Annotated in this window: 13 protein-coding genes and 1 pseudogene; 6 read left to right on the forward strand and 8 right to left on the reverse strand. The window is 50.5% G+C overall.

Annotation, left to right across the window (positions count from 1 at the left end; genetic code table 11):
* Positions 1-237: 237 nt before the first annotated feature.
* Complete coding sequence (locus AAKU64_RS20290; protein WP_354362827.1) at positions 238-1,068, reverse strand: hypothetical protein; 831 nt, start codon at positions 1,066-1,068, stop codon at positions 238-240.
* A 665-nt stretch (positions 1,069-1,733) separates the two neighbouring features.
* Between AAKU64_RS20290 and AAKU64_RS20295 the strand changes: the two genes are divergently transcribed.
* A complete protein-coding gene (locus AAKU64_RS20295; RefSeq protein WP_354362828.1) occupies positions 1,734-3,146 on the forward strand; it encodes a M20/M25/M40 family metallo-hydrolase in 1,413 nt (470 codons plus the stop codon).
* Between the two features lie 518 nt (positions 3,147-3,664).
* On the forward strand, positions 3,665-3,910 hold the full coding sequence (locus AAKU64_RS20300; protein ID WP_354362830.1) for a hypothetical protein: 246 nt from the start codon (positions 3,665-3,667) through the stop codon (positions 3,908-3,910).
* Between the two features lie 1,013 nt (positions 3,911-4,923).
* On the opposite strand, the gene AAKU64_RS20305 is transcribed toward AAKU64_RS20300, so the two are convergent.
* From AAKU64_RS20305 to AAKU64_RS20325, 5 genes are all read right to left on the reverse strand, one after another.
* Entirely contained in the window at positions 4,924-8,175 is a 3,252-nt protein-coding gene (locus AAKU64_RS20305; protein WP_354362831.1) for a WD40/YVTN/BNR-like repeat-containing protein, read from the reverse strand.
* A 12-nt stretch (positions 8,176-8,187) separates the two neighbouring features.
* Positions 8,188-8,946, reverse strand: a complete 759-nt coding sequence (locus AAKU64_RS20310; protein WP_354362832.1) for a hypothetical protein — start codon at positions 8,944-8,946, stop codon at positions 8,188-8,190.
* Positions 8,947-9,757: 811 nt separating this feature from the next.
* On the reverse strand, positions 9,758-10,066 hold the full coding sequence (locus tag AAKU64_RS20315; protein ID WP_354362833.1) for a hypothetical protein: 309 nt from the start codon (positions 10,064-10,066) through the stop codon (positions 9,758-9,760).
* A gap of 124 nt (positions 10,067-10,190) precedes the next feature.
* Positions 10,191-10,427, reverse strand: a complete 237-nt coding sequence (locus AAKU64_RS20320) for a hypothetical protein (protein WP_354362834.1) — start codon at positions 10,425-10,427, stop codon at positions 10,191-10,193.
* Positions 10,428-10,511: 84 nt separating this feature from the next.
* Positions 10,512-10,835: a hypothetical protein gene (locus AAKU64_RS20325; protein ID WP_354362836.1), complete on the reverse strand. Its 324-nt coding sequence runs from the start codon at positions 10,833-10,835 to the stop codon at positions 10,512-10,514.
* Between the two features lie 58 nt (positions 10,836-10,893).
* Between AAKU64_RS20325 and AAKU64_RS20330 the strand changes: the two genes are divergently transcribed.
* From AAKU64_RS20330 to AAKU64_RS20345, 3 genes and pseudogenes are all read left to right on the forward strand, one after another.
* Positions 10,894-11,862 carry an IS5 family transposase gene (locus AAKU64_RS20330; RefSeq protein ID WP_354362837.1) on the forward strand — a complete coding sequence of 323 codons (969 nt, stop codon included), beginning with the start codon at positions 10,894-10,896 and terminating at the stop codon, positions 11,860-11,862.
* A gap of 53 nt (positions 11,863-11,915) precedes the next feature.
* Positions 11,916-12,069 (forward strand): annotated as a pseudogene (locus AAKU64_RS20335) (IS6 family transposase); the annotation flags it as partial.
* Between the two features lie 433 nt (positions 12,070-12,502).
* On the forward strand, positions 12,503-13,555 hold the full coding sequence (locus tag AAKU64_RS20345; protein WP_354334680.1) for a glycosyl hydrolase family 18 protein: 1,053 nt from the start codon (positions 12,503-12,505) through the stop codon (positions 13,553-13,555).
* 71 nt (positions 13,556-13,626) lie between these two features.
* Here AAKU64_RS20345 and AAKU64_RS20350 read toward each other — a convergent pair whose 3' ends face one another.
* Positions 13,627-14,580 carry an IS5 family transposase gene (locus tag AAKU64_RS20350; RefSeq protein WP_354334678.1) on the reverse strand — a complete coding sequence of 318 codons (954 nt, stop codon included), beginning with the start codon at positions 14,578-14,580 and terminating at the stop codon, positions 13,627-13,629.
* A 105-nt stretch (positions 14,581-14,685) separates the two neighbouring features.
* Positions 14,686-15,942 (reverse strand): ATP-binding protein, encoded by a 1,257-nt coding sequence (locus tag AAKU64_RS20355; RefSeq protein ID WP_354334667.1) that lies wholly within the window; start codon positions 15,940-15,942, stop codon positions 14,686-14,688.
* A 103-nt stretch (positions 15,943-16,045) separates the two neighbouring features.
* Between AAKU64_RS20355 and AAKU64_RS20360 the strand changes: the two genes are divergently transcribed.
* Entirely contained in the window at positions 16,046-16,801 is a 756-nt protein-coding gene (locus AAKU64_RS20360) for an IS5 family transposase (RefSeq protein ID WP_354362838.1), read from the forward strand.
* Positions 16,802-16,822: the final 21 nt, after the last annotated feature.

Consider the following 16,822-nt stretch of genomic DNA (forward strand, 5'->3'; position numbering starts at 1 on the left):
TCCACCTTGCCGTACTATTCATCCCTATCCAAATGAACGGTTTCGCGTCAATACCTAAGGCAGGAGCCCAGTGCGTCAATTGCGCACGCTGGGATCTGTGCGGGGGGGTGGAAGGTAACTTCCATCCCTACCGTAACACTGAGAGCAGTCAGTCAGGGTGTGAAAATTCCGTGTTTTAACGTCTGAATTCACGGGCGATGCGCGGCTTTATTGCGCAGCGTCCCGCGGAATGATGGGTTAGTCCGCATGTTCGGCCTCATTAGTGGCAGTCTGAAGAGCGTTGGCTTGACGAATTATTTCCGCTGCTAGCTCAAGGCCTGCTTTGTCAAATTCACTGCTTGATAACATGGCTTGAAGTTCTGACAGAAGCCTCGCCTCAAGCCCTTCAAGCACGTTGTAGTAAACGTCAGAGCCGTGCTGTTTAATGTATTCCTGGTAGTGCGGTAGTGCGGCAACCACAAGCTTTTCGATTGCTTCGCGATCCGTAAAGTCTTTGGCTCCTAGCCCGCCCTTGAGAACATGCCATCGCATAACACTGTGCAACGTTACTGCACGGTATGCAGCATATACGGCCCATGCCATAGGGCTTACGAACGGACGTGCTTTATCCGCACTACTTTGGTCGATCTTGGATTGATCAAACCCGGCGCCAATCACTTCGAATAATTGCCGTGCCTTTGGGTTACGCTCTGCCTCTTTCGCGGCTGCTTCGAATTTAACCACAGACATGCTGGCAGCAATTCCTTTTGCAGGAGCAAGCGAGTTGAACGCTGCCCACAGCTGATCGACGGCCTCGAGCCGCCGCTTATCGAGAGCAGCTTGCCTGCTAGCCAACGCGGACAATGCGCCGCTGCGAAGTGCGGTAATTTCGGCCTCTCGCTCGCGCAGTTGGGCTTTGAGGCGCTCTTCTGAGGCGCGGAATTCCGAGCGGACACCTTCCAGCTTTCCGTCAAACTCATGTTGAACTGATCGAGCCAGCCGGGCTGATATGGCTTCGCGAGCAAACCAAACTGCTGCCGCAAATAAACCTGTGGTCGTTAATGCGGGAAACCAAGAGAGAATGTCCATGGTGAGCTTTGAGGCCTAAACTAGATATATCCGTCACCGTGACGGGCGAATCGGACGAGTGTCGCATAACATTTCACGAGAAAACTCTTAAAACCCCTTGCAGCTTTGCTTTCAAGAAAATGTCCTGCTTTTTCAGGGCATAAAATAAATCGTAAAAAACGTCAACGCTATTTGATTTCATTTTACCAACGAAATTGGTAAGATTGAAATAAAATTCAAAGGACAGCTTTCGCCTCACTGCGGCATCCGAATCGAATCCCGCAATTCCGCGGCACTGCGTATGCGATCACTCACCGAATATATGTTTGAGCACATAATCGTTGTGCGCCGCACAATTATCTCTTTCTGGCAACACGAAAATTTCGACGTTGAACGTGCGCCGTATTTGCGCGTTTTTGCGCAGCTGCTAACAACAGGAAAAATAGACTGTGACCGATCATTCACGGCTGGATCAAAAAAAAATGAGGCACTGTAGGGAATTTATACATCCTTCAAAAACAAAGCCGAACACAACCCCTTTAATTCAGTCGCTTTTATATGGAAGCGTGGGCTTAGTTTCTGTGTGATCACCACAATTGACTGATTTCATGAACTAAAGAAAACTGCTATGTTCTACAGATGTTCTGAACTATGATCAACGTTTCCAATCGTAACTAAGGATAGCCATGTCCACTTTCACGCGCCTCGCAGTTGTCTTCCTCACTATAGCGGGCATGCACTGTCACAACGCTGTTGCCCAGTCCCTCACACCCGAGCAGCAGCTATTACGTTCCATCTATCAGGAACTGATCGAGACCAATACGACCAATTCTGCCGGCAGCTGCACGGTGGCGGCTCAGGCCATGAGTGCACGGCTGAAGGCGGGTGGCTTTGCTGACAGCGACATGCAACTGATCATTCCACCGGGCGGGCCGAAGAAAGGCATGCTGGTTGCGCGCCTCAAGGGCAATGGAGCAAAAAAACCTTTGCTGTTACTGGCCCATCTGGATGTGATCGAGGCCAAGCGTGAAGACTGGACCCGAGACCCTTTCAAACTGATCGAGGAGGATGGTTATTTTTACGCCCGTGGCACCTTCGATAACAAGGCTCAAGGCGCGATCTACGTTGCAAATATGATCGCCTTCAAGAATTCGGGCTGGAAACCGGCACGAGACCTTATCCTGGCCATGACCTGCGATGAGGAGACCATCCCTTCCGAATTTGATGGTGTCGATTATTTGCTCAAGCACCACCGCGATCTGATCGAGGCGGAGCTGGGCTTGGCTGAAGGCGGCAGCTTGGCCCAGACCCCGGATGGCAAGCTGATCAGCCATGGTCTTCAGGCCGGTGAGAAAATATTCCAGAGCTACACGCTGGAAGTGCGCAACAAAGGCGGACACAGTTCGCTACCAGTGCCAGACAACGCAATATACCATCTAGCCGAAGGCCTGACGCGGCTGGGCAAGTTCAGCTTTCCGTTCCGTCTCACGCCGACAACGCGTAGTTTTTTTGAACGCAGCGCCGATGCCGTCGGTGGGCAAATCGGGACTGACATGAAGGCCATCCTATTGCCCACGCCAGACCCTCAGGCGCTATCTCGGTTGGCTCAAGTGAATGCTTTCTATAACTCCAGCGTGCGCACCACATGTGTTGCCACCATGCTCAATGCTGGTCACGCGACCAATGCCCTGCCGCAACGTGCGCAGGCGGTTGTCAATTGCCGCATTCTGCCCGGCGAGAAACCTGAGGACGTGCAGCAAACACTTGTGAAGGTACTGGACGACGCACAGATTGAGCTCACGCCGATGGGCACGGCAGTGGTCGCGCCCGCTCCGCCGCTCAATCCCGTGTTGATGGCCGCGATGCAGAGCCTAAGCCAGAAGATGTGGCCTGGCGTACCCGTAATCCCAACGATGGCGGTGGGTGCCACTGACGCGCGGTTCCTGAATTCGGCCGGTATCTGGACGTATGGCGTCAGCGGCCTGGTCAAGGAGGCCAATGGCAGCGGCATCCATGGCCTCAATGAGAGACTCAGCGTGAAATCACTTTACGAGGGGCAGCGTTTTCTGGATGAACTAACCAGGGCCATGGCCAAATAGGATCGTTCGAACAGCTTGCGTAAAACAAATAGCGCCAAGTAATGGCACGTACGTATGCGTAAAAGACAAAAGATATCAATTGCAAACACGCTATGACTATATGCAAGATCAGTCTCAATTTAATGTCCTGTGGACATATTAAGGGTGTGCGAATACCTTGCACTATTCGCACCTGCTTATTCACGAATTAATCCCTTGGCTGTTGACGCTAGTGCAAAATTGACCCCATAGGGTCAATTTCAGCTGACCCGCTTTGATCTGACTCAAAACCACACTCAGTATGCGTTTTCAATGAGTGCGAGTGGGGCAGCGATTACTGGATCAATTTTGAACTGCCGCCAACAGATGATTGGCGGCTTCTTGCCGTAGTGTGCTATTTTTCCGAAATTCTGCGTTCGCCCATATGTGCCCTATCGAACGGACGTCTCTAAAGGAATGGATTATTGTCAAAGTGTAAGTCGTTCGTTAGCTTATACGGGTAGCAAATTTCTCTAATTTCTTTAATCTGGAGCATTAAAATGACACAAACAATCACTAAAGACCAAGGTACTCAACACACCATGCAGCAAAACCACCAAAAGGCCGCTGAGCACCACGAGCAGGCATCTGCGCATCACAAAGAAGCCTCAAAAAGCCACGAATCCGGCGACCATAAGACCGCCGCACACCACGCCCAAGTGGCCCTTGGCCACGCCTCTCAAGCTGCGGAACACGCTACCGAAGCTAGTATAAAACACGCTGATACACACGGCACAAAGAAATAGTCGCAGTTGTCATCACAATTATTAAATTGATGGCGCCCTCAAGTTTATTGAGGGCGCTTTTTCAATATGTTCGCGTTTTCGATTCGGGAATTAATGCATGATTAGGTAGTTTTGATGGCCGCTTAGTAGCGAATCTGTGGGTGGCAGCTCCTGGTCGATTGCGTTAGCCCATCGAAAAAAATGTCAACACTAGCGAATGTCAGCTAACGCCCCTTATGAATAGCTATTCATAAGGGGCGTTATGCATAGGACTTGATTATGAATAGCATTTTTCGTAATGTTCGGAAACCATAGAAAAGATTGACTTTGCTGAGTGTTGAACGCGGAAATAATATACATAATTTCAGCTATCGTTTGAATTAGTGTCTCCACTACACGAGACCACCATGTTACGTAGTATTGGCATTGGCAAGAGCCACCAAGACCAACGTCGAGCTAACCAATCGCAGCATTACATGAGCCAGGGTAAAAACTCCCACTGTTCCGGGCATCGGATTCGTTGTTGGCGTTCTTGAAGACGCTGTTATTATGAATAGCAAGTGACCAAGCCTTCGCCACATCTGTAACGGAGCTGGCATGCCCGTTGGCAGAAGCTATTCATAATCAAGTCCTATGCATAACGCCCCAATACGGCATCTGAATCAAATCCTGCGATTCTGCGGTGCAGTTTTTGTGGTCACTCAACCAATATATGGTTCAGCACATAATCGTTGTGCATCGCACGATTATCTCTTCCAGGCAATATTAAAAATATCGACGTTGAGCGTGCGCAGTATTTGCGCGTTTTTGCGAAGCCACTAACATCTGCAGTGGAAAGATCATTAAACGCGTGTCAACATTGCTTCGTCTCCCCTCCACATAAGATATAAAGTCGAGGCGACCTTTAAATCCGACCTATTGAATCGGATGATTTCGTTAAAGTGGCATAAAATTCCACATTCTTTTATGCCTTTGTAAGCTATGCAAAGCACACGCTTTGCTTTTACCTTGCTGTTTTGTCGTATCGCTCTATTTCAACGCAACATCATAAAACCAGCCGGAAGGGCGCTCGTCACGGGCCTTCCAGCGCTCGTGTCGTTCTCATTCCAAGCAATGTTTTTTGGTGGTGCATTGAGCGCTTTCTTTCCGTGGGAAATAAGTGCCTTATTGAGCACCGGGAGATCTTTTTCGAGCAGCAATGAAAATTCGACTTTCACGTTTTTTAAATCTGCTTCTAGTGCCAGTATGTTAGCTAACTGGTCATCTGTGGGTTTACCTTCCGAGGTAAGAATCGCGCCGTATAACAAATCTGTATGCTCCCGCAAACGTTCTTCACCTGTGATCGCTCCACCTTCTGTCGTGGCGACGATTTGCTTACGCACTACATCCACTTTGGAATCAAGCAGCGAGATTTGGTTTTTTAAATCAGCATCATTTGCGACGCTTGCAGCGCCTTCGGCGAGCTCTTTTCGCAGGAAAATAATTCTGTCCATCAGGGCGTTTTCATCACCAAACAATTGTTTGACGCGATTTGCTGTCGTCCATTGCGCTTTCCGATCAACGAGAGTGAACTTGGCGCGCGCATCTAAACCTACGGATAAATTAGTCTCGATGGTTTGACCATTTTTGCGGATTCTAATGCGGTAAGTACCCGGCAGAACACGTGGTCCTTGGGTGCCGAAACCTGCCAATTGTGCTGCTGGGGGTACACGCGGTGGTTTCTCATGCATGCTCCAAAAAACACGATTCAGCCCGGGGCGCTTACTTGCGGGGAGTTGATCGATCACCTTTCCGCTCGCGTCCAATACTTCAATGTTGAGTTTGCCAAAAAGATGGCGGTTCCGTTGATAGTAGGTGATGACAGCAGCATCGGGCGAATTTTCGCCGACAAACACGGCGTCACCATTAACCCATCCACCATTTGCTTGTAAGGACTGTACGGTTGGTCTTGAACCCACAAAGGCAATGTCCTTTGAAAGCAATTCTTTTGACAAGGATCGCAAAGGAGTAATGTCGTCGACAATCCAAATACCGCGTCCATGTGTGGCTAATACTAAGTCATTATCGCGTGGGTGAATCGCTAAATCACGCACAGCGACGTTAGGAAGATTACCTCCTTTAAAGCGCGCCCAACGTTCGCCGCCATCGATCGAAATATACAAACCTAATTCAGTACCAAGAAAAAGCAAGTTAGGCGATTGTAAATCCTCTTTGATGACGTGTACGTACCCAAGCACTCCCTTAAGGTTTTCTGGTGAGACCAATGGCGTCCACGTTTTACCGTAGTCACGCGTGCGGTAAACATGGGCAGCCATATCGCCCACGGTATGACGATCAAACGTTGCATACGCCGTGCCTGCATCAAATTGGCTTGCTTGCACCCAACTCACCCAAGCACCTCTTGGCAAGCCTGTCACATTCGCAGCAACGTTGTTCCAAGATTTTCCGGCGTCGCGGGTGATTTGCAGATTGCCGTCGTCAGTGCCAACCCAGATCACGTTCGCGTTCTTTGGTGATTCGCTGATGCTATAGATGGTTTCGTGCATCTCTGCAGCCGAATTATCAACCGTTACACCACCAGACTTTTCCTGCTCCTGGCGTTCCGGTGCATTGGTGGTTAAATCCGGTGAAATGCGCGTCCAACTTTGTCCATGGTCACGGGTGCGAAACAAAAATTGGCTACCGATATAAAGTGTTTTCTTATCATTGGGTGACAAGGCGATGGGCGCGTTCCAATTGAAGCGCAATTTTTTGAAGGATTTGGCGTCTGCCGTATTGAGTTTTGGTTGGATGTCGCGATTTTCATGTGTGTGCCGATTTACACGTCCAATATAGCCGCCTTGCGATTCTGCATAAAGATAGTCTGAGTCTGTCGGATCAGAGAACATCCAAAAACCATCTCCACCGAACATATTCTCCCATCGGGCGTTAGTAATGCCGCCCGGGTATTGTGATTGCCCTACCCAAGAGCTATTGTCTTGCAAGCCACCGTACACTTGGTAAGGATTTTTATTGTCGACGCTGACGTGATAAAACTGAGAGACAGGTAAATTTTCGGCCTTCCACCATTTGCTGCCACCATTAAATGAATTCCACATCCCGCCGTCATCACCCGCAAATAAAGTCTGGGTATTACTTGGATCTATCCATACATCATGGACGTCACCATGCATCCCAACAAAACCACCGATGGCGGTGAAACTGTTACCAGCATCGGTACTCACAATGAGAGAACCACCCGCTTTAAACACTTTATCGGCATTTAAAGGGTCGACGATTAATTGGGCAAAATAAAATGGCCGCCAAACCATCATCTGACTCTTGTCACGTTGCTGCCAAGTCTGCCCTGCATCATCAGAAACATACAGCGCGCTGTCAGTAGATTCAACGAAAGCGTACACACGTTTGGCATTGCTTGGCGCCACCGCCACAGCGATGCGGCCATAAGGTTTTTTTGCAAAACCATTATTGCTCGACTCACTGATTTCTACCCAATTTGCGCCTCCGTTGATCGACCGAAACATACCGCTACCGGAGGCCGCCGAAGGCGATTCACCACCAGAACGGAAAGTCCACCCTTGCCGCCTAAAATCCCACAGCGCTGAAAAAACGATGTCGGGATTTGTCGGGTCCAGGGAAACGCTAGAGCAACCAGTCGACAGATTCTTGCCCTTTAAAATCAGGCTCCAGGTGTTTCCGCCATCCTGGGTTTTGTATAGACCACGCTCAGCCGAGTCGCTCCAAAGTTTACCGACAACACAGGCGTACACGGTATTGCTGTCCTTCGGGTGCACGATAATTTTGGCGATTCGCTCAGATTCTGGCAGACCGAGGTTTTTCCATGTGTCGCCACCGTCGGAAGACTTGTAAATACCGTTACCGATCGAGACGCTATTTCTAGTCCATGCCTCGCCTGTACCGACCCAGATATTTTGAGGATTAGATGGGTCAATTGTGATTGCCCCAATTGATTGAACTGACTGGTCGTCAAATACCGGACGATATAAGGTGCCGCTATCTTCGGTCTTCCAAACGCCACCACTGGCGGCGCCAATAAATAAAGTGGTTTTACCAGAAGGGTTGCGTACGCCGGCAATGGCGGCAATTCGCCCACTCATCGCTGCTGAACCAATATTGCGCGCGCCCAAACCGGAGACAGTGCCAGATTCAAATTTGATTTCGGCCTTCGCTGATTCTGTTGCGAAACAAAAGCTGCCGAATCCGAGTAAAGTCAATGCTAAAAGTGCCTTGAAAGAGGCGTCGATTTTTGCAGAGGTAATTTGCATGATGTGCGCTCCTTATTTTTTTGTGATGACGTCAGGAAATGTGAACATGCTGTCGTCGAGCGCAACATTTAATTCAGCTTTTTCAACCACGATCTTTTGCCTGTCGGAAGATCCTTTTTTGCCAACATCGACAGAAAATGGAATGAATACGCCAGAGACTTTTTCGTAATCGCCAAAATTGGTTTCAATCGCCAATTGCACGCCATGTTCAACCCGTTGGCTCAAGATACGTATCTCGAGAAAATAATCTGGATCGAGGTAGATGTATTCCACGTCTGCATTAGGTCGCTGCAATTTAATTTTATGCGCTAAAGTACCTTCAACATCTTCTGTACCAAGATAGCTGACGACGACGCCTTTTGCTTGCCAGTCGGTCAAAGCGCCATCGAATTCATTCACCGATTCCGCCATGCCCTTGCTGCTATCATCGGCCATTTTTTCAGGGTCTTTGCGCCCACCAAATGGATCAATTTGCCAGCCTTGCTTTCCATCATAGGCCTGTACCTGCGTCATCCCCTGCACGCTAGCCTCTTGCCGGACTTTTCCTTTGCGTTTAAAACTCTGCACAAACGCCAATTCAATCTGTCCTTGATTGACCAATAGTTTTCCAGAAAGACGCAAGGTTTGCATAGCATGGATGGCGTCAATACCGCCACGCGCCGCGATATTTTTAGAGACTAAATCATCAACGCTCAGAGGCGAACCTGCGAAGGCACTGTCCAAACAAGTAGAGGCTAAATACACACAGAGAACAAGAAAAAGTTGTCGCATAAAATTCAATCCAATGTGATGAGAATCGGCAATCTTGCATGCGAGCAGGTCGCACGGGAAAATTGTCGGCTTTCGTCCATGCCGACTGCGCAAAGTATCTGCTTGTCGTAGTGAAAAGACAAGCATGAATTGATCCTCAGGATCATTTTGCTCAACGCTGAAGAATTGTTCGATCTATGACCCAAAAAAATTGCTCGATAGAAAACAACGTTATTCCGACGGATAGGAAATTATAATCGGGTGGAAATTTTGAGCTAAATGCGCCGCTATTGTTCCATGTTTGCAGATTGTAGCCAACCATTGCAAAACTGTCACTGACAGCTAACGCCCCATACCTGCCGGTCGCGACTTTACAAAGCGGACATTCAACGATTGAATTTGTAGCTCAGAAAACCCTGGCCCCAATTAGATACACGTGCTGATATGACGGATTGCCGCCGCCTTTCAATCTCACCATAAATAGCCCATCTGCGGGGATGCTATTTCTATGTTTGATACCAACTCTAAATTCATTCGGCTAGCCCATCGGCATACTTACGAGCTAGCGCGACCAAATTCTCTCGTCCGTCCACTTGGGCTAGCGAAAGGTATTTAGGGAATAGCTTCGAGTCGATTATCTTGAGTGCGGAAAGTGCCCCCATTCGCGGGTACTCATCTCCCGTATCCCAAGCGGCCACGGCGAGAGCTGGAACTGCAGCCGATTGCATCTCGGCCAACGAAAGTAATGCAACTCGTCGCGTACGTTCATGTTCGTCCTGCATAAATTCAATCAACAGAACTTCAGCCTCATCGCGACGCTGGATGCAATGTCTTAATTGTTCGGCGATGTCGTCGCTCGCACGCCGCCTCTCGCGAGGGAGTGCTTGACTATCGTCAACGCCATCTGTTCGCTCTGGGTGACCAACTCGGCGATGTATTCCGTGCTGGGTTGCTCCAGGACGTAGAGCAGGTCTATCACGTCGCCTTCAGACCAATCTTGCGGCTGTACACGTGCTAAGAAATTTTGCAGAGCGCTTACGACGCCGCCATCACTCCACCAGTATTGGTATTGATCAACCCAATGGTTCGTGGTGAGCCACGTCCGAACCTTTTCAACTTCGACATGAAAATCTCCACTCATTATTGTTTGTTCCGCTTAGACATTTGGGGCCGCTTTCAAATGGGTGACGAATCCTGCAAGGGGCAGCTCGCTACCGGCCGCTTCGGGCCGATTACCACCGACGAGCACAGTTAACCGCGCAATGTTAGCCCTTTGCCTCTGGTTCACAGTAACCCTCTGGTTTTTCTGCCCCATGCTCAAAAAGTTCATTGAGCATCCGCCAAGCACGCTTTCGCGCACGCTCCGCCAGATGGGACGCTCGTTCAAGATTGCCCGCTTCGATTTCTCGTTGCACAAGCGTGCCGTGATGATTCATGTGAATCAACGATTCCGTCCAAGCAGTCAACTGAGTTTTGCTAATTGCTATTTCACGCTCCATCAAAATGACTCCTCTTTGTCGCATCTCAAATTTTCAAAGTGACTCTCAATCGGCCGACTGCGTTTGGCCGATCGCGGTATTGAATCGTTAAACCATTTTCTCAATATCCTCGACATATTTCGCAGTAACTCCTCGATAACCGGTTGAAATCGCAGCTCTGCAAGTCTGACAGACGAAATCCTGAAAGCCTTTGTCGTTGGCTTTAGGATTTAACACGGATTTCTTACCTGTTTGAATACAATTTGCACACAGGTAGTGCGCAGGTTCTTTGCTAGAATCATCTTTCGAGATGCCATACACAGCACTGCCAGTAAAAGGACTACAAAGCTTGTAGCGCGTCAAATCACGGCCGACGTTCTTAAGGTCGGAAATTTCCTTCTTAAGGTTCTGGATTTCTTGGCGTTGGTGCACTTCGAACTCGAAAAGCGGTTGATGGTACGATGCGGCCTCAATTTTACTGATCGACCCGATGCCAAACAAACACAACGACTGTCGCCGTCATCATATCCCGAAGATGTCGTTCAAGGTTCAGAATTGGCCGGAATATGAAGCAGGATTACGGCGGCGTGGGAGTCTGACGTTGTGGATTGAAGATGCCACACTAGATCGGTGGCAAAGCGTCGGGCCACATGGTCAGGCGCGCTATCGGGATATTGCCATTGAGACGAGTTTGATGCTGCGCACGGCGTTCAAAATGGCACTTCGTCAAACTGAAGGATTGATGGAATCAGTACTGACATTAATGAACCTGACGATCACGGCACCGGATCACACCACGGTCAGCAGACGGGCGGTGAGACTGACGGTAAGGAAGTCACCGTCAGCACCAAAGGGACCGCTACATGTGCTCATTGATAGCACAGGTTTGCAGGTCTTTGGCGCAGGACAATGGCTGGAAGAAAAACATGGCGCCAAGTCGCGCCGCACCTGGCGTAAATTGCATCTGGCCGTCGATGCCGACACCGGCATGATTGTCGCGCAGGTTCTCACCGATCAGCATACGGATGACCCATCTCAAGTGGGGCCACTACTGGATCAGGTCGACGAAGAAATCAATCAAGTGATGGCCGATGGTGCCTATGATGGTGCGCCCACTTATCAATTGATCGCACAATATGGTGGCGATATTGAGGTGGTTATCCCACCGCGCAAGACCGCCGTTCCCAGCATGGAATCGCGTTCGCTAAGTCAGCGTGATCGCCATCTTAACAAGATCACGACAGAGGGCCGGTTGGCGTGGCAAAAAGCCACTGGTTATGGCCAGCGCGCTCTGGTCGAAACCACCATGGGCCGTTATAAATCGATCATCGGCCCTCGACTGCGTGCACGGAGATTTGGGGCGCAACAAACCGAGGCCGCCATCGGTGTTGCTGTGTTAAATCGCATGCTCGCTGCAGGACGCCCAAACTTCGTGCGCAGTCAGACAGTCTCAGCATAAATGATCAGGGGTTGGGGTACTTTTAACTTCAACTTTTAAGTGCACCAACGCCAAAACGAATAACAAAATCAATGCTCGAATTCAAATCAGTTCACGCGGCTAAAAAACGTCCTGGCTGGCATCGAATTAATGCACATGATTCGTAAAGGCCAGCTGATGTTTGGTGGCACAAAAGAGATGTCTTTTGCCGACCAGTTTTATGCTTAAGCAGGACAAATCCGTTCAGTTTGAGAACGAATGAGATCCCAGTGATAAGTTTGATTTACATTAGTCAACGCGACAGAATCGCCATGAGCGCATCGCGCTGCAAGTTGGTAGTTTGACGATCCGATTCGGACGATACCCGCATGTAACCGACTAACATGTACGAAAAACCTATAGCTTGTGATTTACGCGTGGTATACCGTCGTGATACTATTTTTCGTATATTTTTTACGGGGCTGGCAGGAAAAATTTTGCGGCAGAATCAGCCCTGTCGGAAAACATGTGTTTGGCGTCAACCCTGCGTCAATGCTGGCTTTGCTCGCTTGCTGGAAACAGGTTATACCGAACATATTGCTAGGCTTCAGATTCAACCCGCTTCAGTCCATTAAACCCAGTGTTGCACTTGATACTTGATACTTGATACTTGAAACCTCCCATGAATTACACTCGTGTCTCCGCATCCCTGTTTTTCTCCCTTGTTCTCACCGCCTGCGGTGGCGGTGGCAATTCATCCCCCGCACCGAACCCGGTAGCGCCGTCAGTCGCGTCTTCCAAGCTTGTGCTTGGCTATTTCACGGGTAGCAGTGATTCCATGACATCCGCCACGGCGACGGCCACGCCTGTCAACGCGGTGTCGATGGACCAGATCGGCGCGGCTTCGGACGGCAGCTTGAGCGGAATGCTCTCGGCCAGTTTACTGTCCGGCGGCAAGGCGGCTGGGAAAACGTTTTACGCCTGCATCTCCAACGTTGGTGCGGCTGACTTCGACCCCGCAATCGCGCACGGGGCGATGGTGACGAACCGCGCAGTCTTTATACAAAACATCGTCGCTCTCGCAAAGACTTCGGGCCTGACAGGCATCAATATCGATTTTGAAGGCATTTACCCCGCAGATCGAGATGCGTATTCCAGCTTTGTATCGGATTTGGCGGCGCAATTGCACGCCATCCATTCGACCCTGATGCTCAGTGTGCCGGCCAAGACCGCCGACGATGCGAACGATGATTGGTCATGGCCCTACGATTACGCTGCACTGGGGCAAAACGTGGACTATCTTCAAGTGATGACCTATGACCAGCACGTCCCGGGCTCGGCGCCCGGCCCCGTCGCGGGGAGCGATTGGATGCAGGCGTCGCTGCAGTATGCGGCGGCGCAAATCCCCTCAAGTAAGATTCTGCTGGGACTGCCAGCCTATGGGTACGACTGGAACGTAACGACCAACGCAGGGAACCAAGTAGCGTGGAAGGACATGCCCGCACTGCTGGCCTCCACCGGAGCGGCACCGAAGTGGGACGCCGCGACAAATTCGGCCTTTATCGACTATAAGGCGGCGGATGGGTCACCGCATGAAGTGTGGTATGAAACTCCACAGAGTATTCAAGTCAAGGCAAGGTATGCGGCGACCTTCAAACTGGCCGGCGTCTCCGTGTGGGCAATGGGCCTAGAGGACGCAAATTTCTGGAGCGCGGTGTCGGCCGTGGGGAATTGACTGCTTGATGTGCCACGGCGTTGTTGAATTAATCGAATCCCGGCAAAAATGTTCCGTGTTTCAGGCCTTGTTCAGATTTTCACTGACACCGGCATACCAAGTTTTGTCATCCGGTTAAGTGCAGACGCACTGATCCACGCCTCGGTTTTCTGCTGCGCCAGCCCGCGCGCTTTCATCGCGTTGCCGAAGATGCGCTTGTACCGCTGCATCGCCAGTTCCACATGGCTGCGGAAATTGTAGCCAGTGATCCGCTGCCAAGCGATGCGCCCTATCTGAGCGATGGTCTCGATGTGATTGTCACGTTGGGTCATGCCGGTGTCGGAAACGACCGCCGTCTTATGCGGGGGAACGACCACTTGCGCATCGGGCTGTTTCGCCAACACCGCCCGCGACACCGGTTCGCCGTCGTACGCGCCATCACCCATGAATGTTGCAAATGGTGTCGTGATCTGATCGAGCAGATCCGGCACGGCCGTTGTGTCGCCCACCTCCGGTGTCGTCAGTTCGCAGGCGAGAATCTGATGATTTTCATCGATCGCCAGGTGCAGCTTGCGCCAGGTGCGCCGGGCGGCAGCATCATGTTTTTCCTGGTGCCATTCGCCTTTTCCGTAGACTTTGAGTCCGGTGGGGTCCACGATGACAAGGCTGCCCGGCTCGAGTGCTTTGATCAAGGCATGCCTTGGCAAGCCGATGCTCCGCTTGGAAATGCAGCTGAAATCCGGAATGCTGATGTCGGCCCCCATGACAAGGGCAAGTGAGTTCATGAGCCCTTCAGTCTGCCGCAATGGAAGATGAAAGACCTGGCGGATGAACAGCGTCGCCTCGATGGCCACATCGGAATATTCCCTTGGCCGACCGCGCGCCCCTGTCTTGACCGGACGCCACTCGGCGATTGCCTCCTCTGTAAACCAGATGGTAAAGTCGCCGCGCCGCCGAAGTGCGGCGTTGTATTCAGGCCAATTCGCTACCTTGTAGCGCGGTTTCTCGAATTTATGGCGACGGTCTTGGCTGTGTTTGTACGGCACGGATCTACCTGGACGGAAATTTCAGAAAATAATGCCAGAGGGTACACGCCTATGGCCATCCGTCGAATTATTCAACAACGCCCATCATATGGTCAATACCAGTATTCACTTTGTTGGCAGTCTTTGCGTGTCGCCTTTAACGTGCGTGAGTGCATTGGTTCGACAGATATAGTCAGCAAACAGTTTATCCTCGATCACATACATGCCTTCAGGCTTGGCCAACACACCTGTTTTTCGTAATCTATCTAACGCAGCGCGAACCTTGGAAACCGTCACCGCCTCGCCACTGGTGCGAGTCAACGCCGCCAGCGTATCCTTCGCCATCGGCGCTAGCCCGTGGGAAAGAGCCACCAGCAATGCTTGTTCTAGTCTTGGTAGTGCATAAAGATTTGCGTTCCATCCTGTCGTTTGTTTTTCGCTAGTAATGAATTTATGTAACGCAAATGCGACGTCTGGACTTCCCTCCGCCGACATCTCTTTCACGATGTCCTTAATCAATTCCGGCTTATAACCGATATATTCAAATGCTTTGCGCAAATCCGTTAAGTTGATCGACTTTTCTGCGTGAACCGATTCGAAATGACCAATGAGGAGCTGCAAATAGTCGTCGTCCAGAAACGGAAAATCGAGAATCTGAGCGAACTGATACATGGGAGCCCCGACGGAAGACATGATCTGGCTCAGGGCATCTTGCGATGATCCCGTAAAAACAGCACACACCTCGTTCTTCCGATTGGACAGGACTGCTCGGATCGATGCCATGATGGCATCGCCATTTGATGCTGTTGCAAGTGCTTGAATTTCATCTAGCATGAGAAGAATGCGTTTACCTGATGCCTTAGCGAGTTTGACAATCAAAGCATCGAACCGCAATTCTGCCTTTTCTGGTAATGGTCGACGCTGTGGCTCTTCTCCAAACTGGACACCAGCGATGGCTTTGACAGGTGTTTTGGCGATTCTCCCTACTGCACCCGATGGCACGGTAACATCATCCAGCGCTTGCTCTAGCGCGTAATTGATCGCTTCCAGCGGAAAGCCGCGCTGTAACCAAAGATCGGCATACACAGGTAGAAATCCTGCCTTTTTGGCGCTTGGGGTAAGATCGTTGTGGAGAAAATAGGTTTTGCCGATGCGGCGCGGTGCAAAAAGTGCGATAGGCCGACCGAGTTGGCTTTGAAGCATCGCCAAATAAGCTTTTGCGAGTTGTGGCCGGCTAATCTGTATGTCGTCAAATGTTTTCATTTTCTTATTGTCGTTGAATAGCAATGCAACGTCAATTGTTGTTTTATTGTCGTAGCACGACAACGCGCAATAGAAATAGACTGCTATCAAAGTGTGCACATTGTCACGGCGTTGGTGCACTTCGAACTCGAAAAGCGGTTGATGGTACGATGCGGCCTCAATTTTACTGATCGACCCGATGCCAAACAAACACAACGACGATCGCCGTCATCATAGTCCGAAGATGTCGTTCAAGGTTCAGAATTGGCCGGAATATGAAGCAGGATTACGCCGGCGTGGGAGTCTGACGTTGTGGATTGATGATGCCGTACTGGATCGGTGGCAGAGTGTCGGGCCAACTGGTCAGGCTCGCTATAGGGATATTGCCATTGAGACGAGTTTGATGCTGCGCACGGCGTTCAAAATGGCACTTCGTCAAACTGAAGGATTGATGGAATCAGTACTGACATTAATGAACCTGACGATCACGGCACCGGATCACACCACGGTCAGCAGACGGGCGGTGAGACTGACGGTAAGGAAGTCACCGTCAGCACCAAAGGGACCGCTACATGTGCTCATTGACAGCACAGGTTTGCAGGTCTTTGGCGCAGGACAATGGCTGGAGGAAAAACATGGCGCCAAGTCGCGCCGCACCTGGCGTAAATTGCATCTGGCCGTCGATGCCGACATCGGCATGATTGTCGCGCAGGTTCTCACCGATCAGCATATGGATGACCCATCTCAAGTGGGGCCACTACTGGATCAGGTCGACGAAGAAATCAATCAAGTGATGGTCGATGGCGCCTATGATGGCGCGCCCACTTATCAATTGATCGCACAATATGGTGGCGATATTGAGGTGGTTATCCCACCGCGTAAGACCGCCGTTCCCAGCATGGAATCGCGTTCGCCAAGTCAGCGTAATCGGGGTCGATTTGTTTTAGGTGCAATAAGTGACGGTAGGAGATCGAGCACTGGCGTGGGGGTAGTTCTGTAAGTCAATGATTTCATTAAGGTT

Origin of the sequence: Undibacterium sp. GrIS 1.8, assembly GCF_040544445.1 — a bacterium.
Taxonomy (GTDB): domain Bacteria; phylum Pseudomonadota; class Gammaproteobacteria; order Burkholderiales; family Burkholderiaceae_D; genus Undibacterium.

What these genes read in the sequence shown, in the direction of transcription:
- AAKU64_RS20290 (WP_354362827.1), bottom strand. Translation starts at nt 1,068, where the DNA reads ATGGACATTCTCTCTTGGTTTCCCGCATTAACGACCACAGGTTTATTT.
- AAKU64_RS20295 (WP_354362828.1), top strand. Translation starts at nt 1,734, where the DNA reads ATGTCCACTTTCACGCGCCTCGCAGTTGTCTTCCTCACTATAGCGGGC.
- AAKU64_RS20300 (WP_354362830.1), top strand. Translation starts at nt 3,665, where the DNA reads ATGACACAAACAATCACTAAAGACCAAGGTACTCAACACACCATGCAG.
- AAKU64_RS20305 (WP_354362831.1), bottom strand. Translation starts at nt 8,175, where the DNA reads ATGCAAATTACCTCTGCAAAAATCGACGCCTCTTTCAAGGCACTTTTA.
- AAKU64_RS20310 (WP_354362832.1), bottom strand. Translation starts at nt 8,946, where the DNA reads ATGCGACAACTTTTTCTTGTTCTCTGTGTGTATTTAGCCTCTACTTGT.
- AAKU64_RS20315 (WP_354362833.1), bottom strand. Translation starts at nt 10,066, where the DNA reads ATGAGTGGAGATTTTCATGTCGAAGTTGAAAAGGTTCGGACGTGGCTC.
- AAKU64_RS20330 (WP_354362837.1), top strand. Translation starts at nt 10,894, where the DNA reads ATGCCAAACAAACACAACGACTGTCGCCGTCATCATATCCCGAAGATG.
- AAKU64_RS20345 (WP_354334680.1), top strand. Translation starts at nt 12,503, where the DNA reads ATGAATTACACTCGTGTCTCCGCATCCCTGTTTTTCTCCCTTGTTCTC.
- AAKU64_RS20360 (WP_354362838.1), top strand. Translation starts at nt 16,046, where the DNA reads ATGTCGTTCAAGGTTCAGAATTGGCCGGAATATGAAGCAGGATTACGC.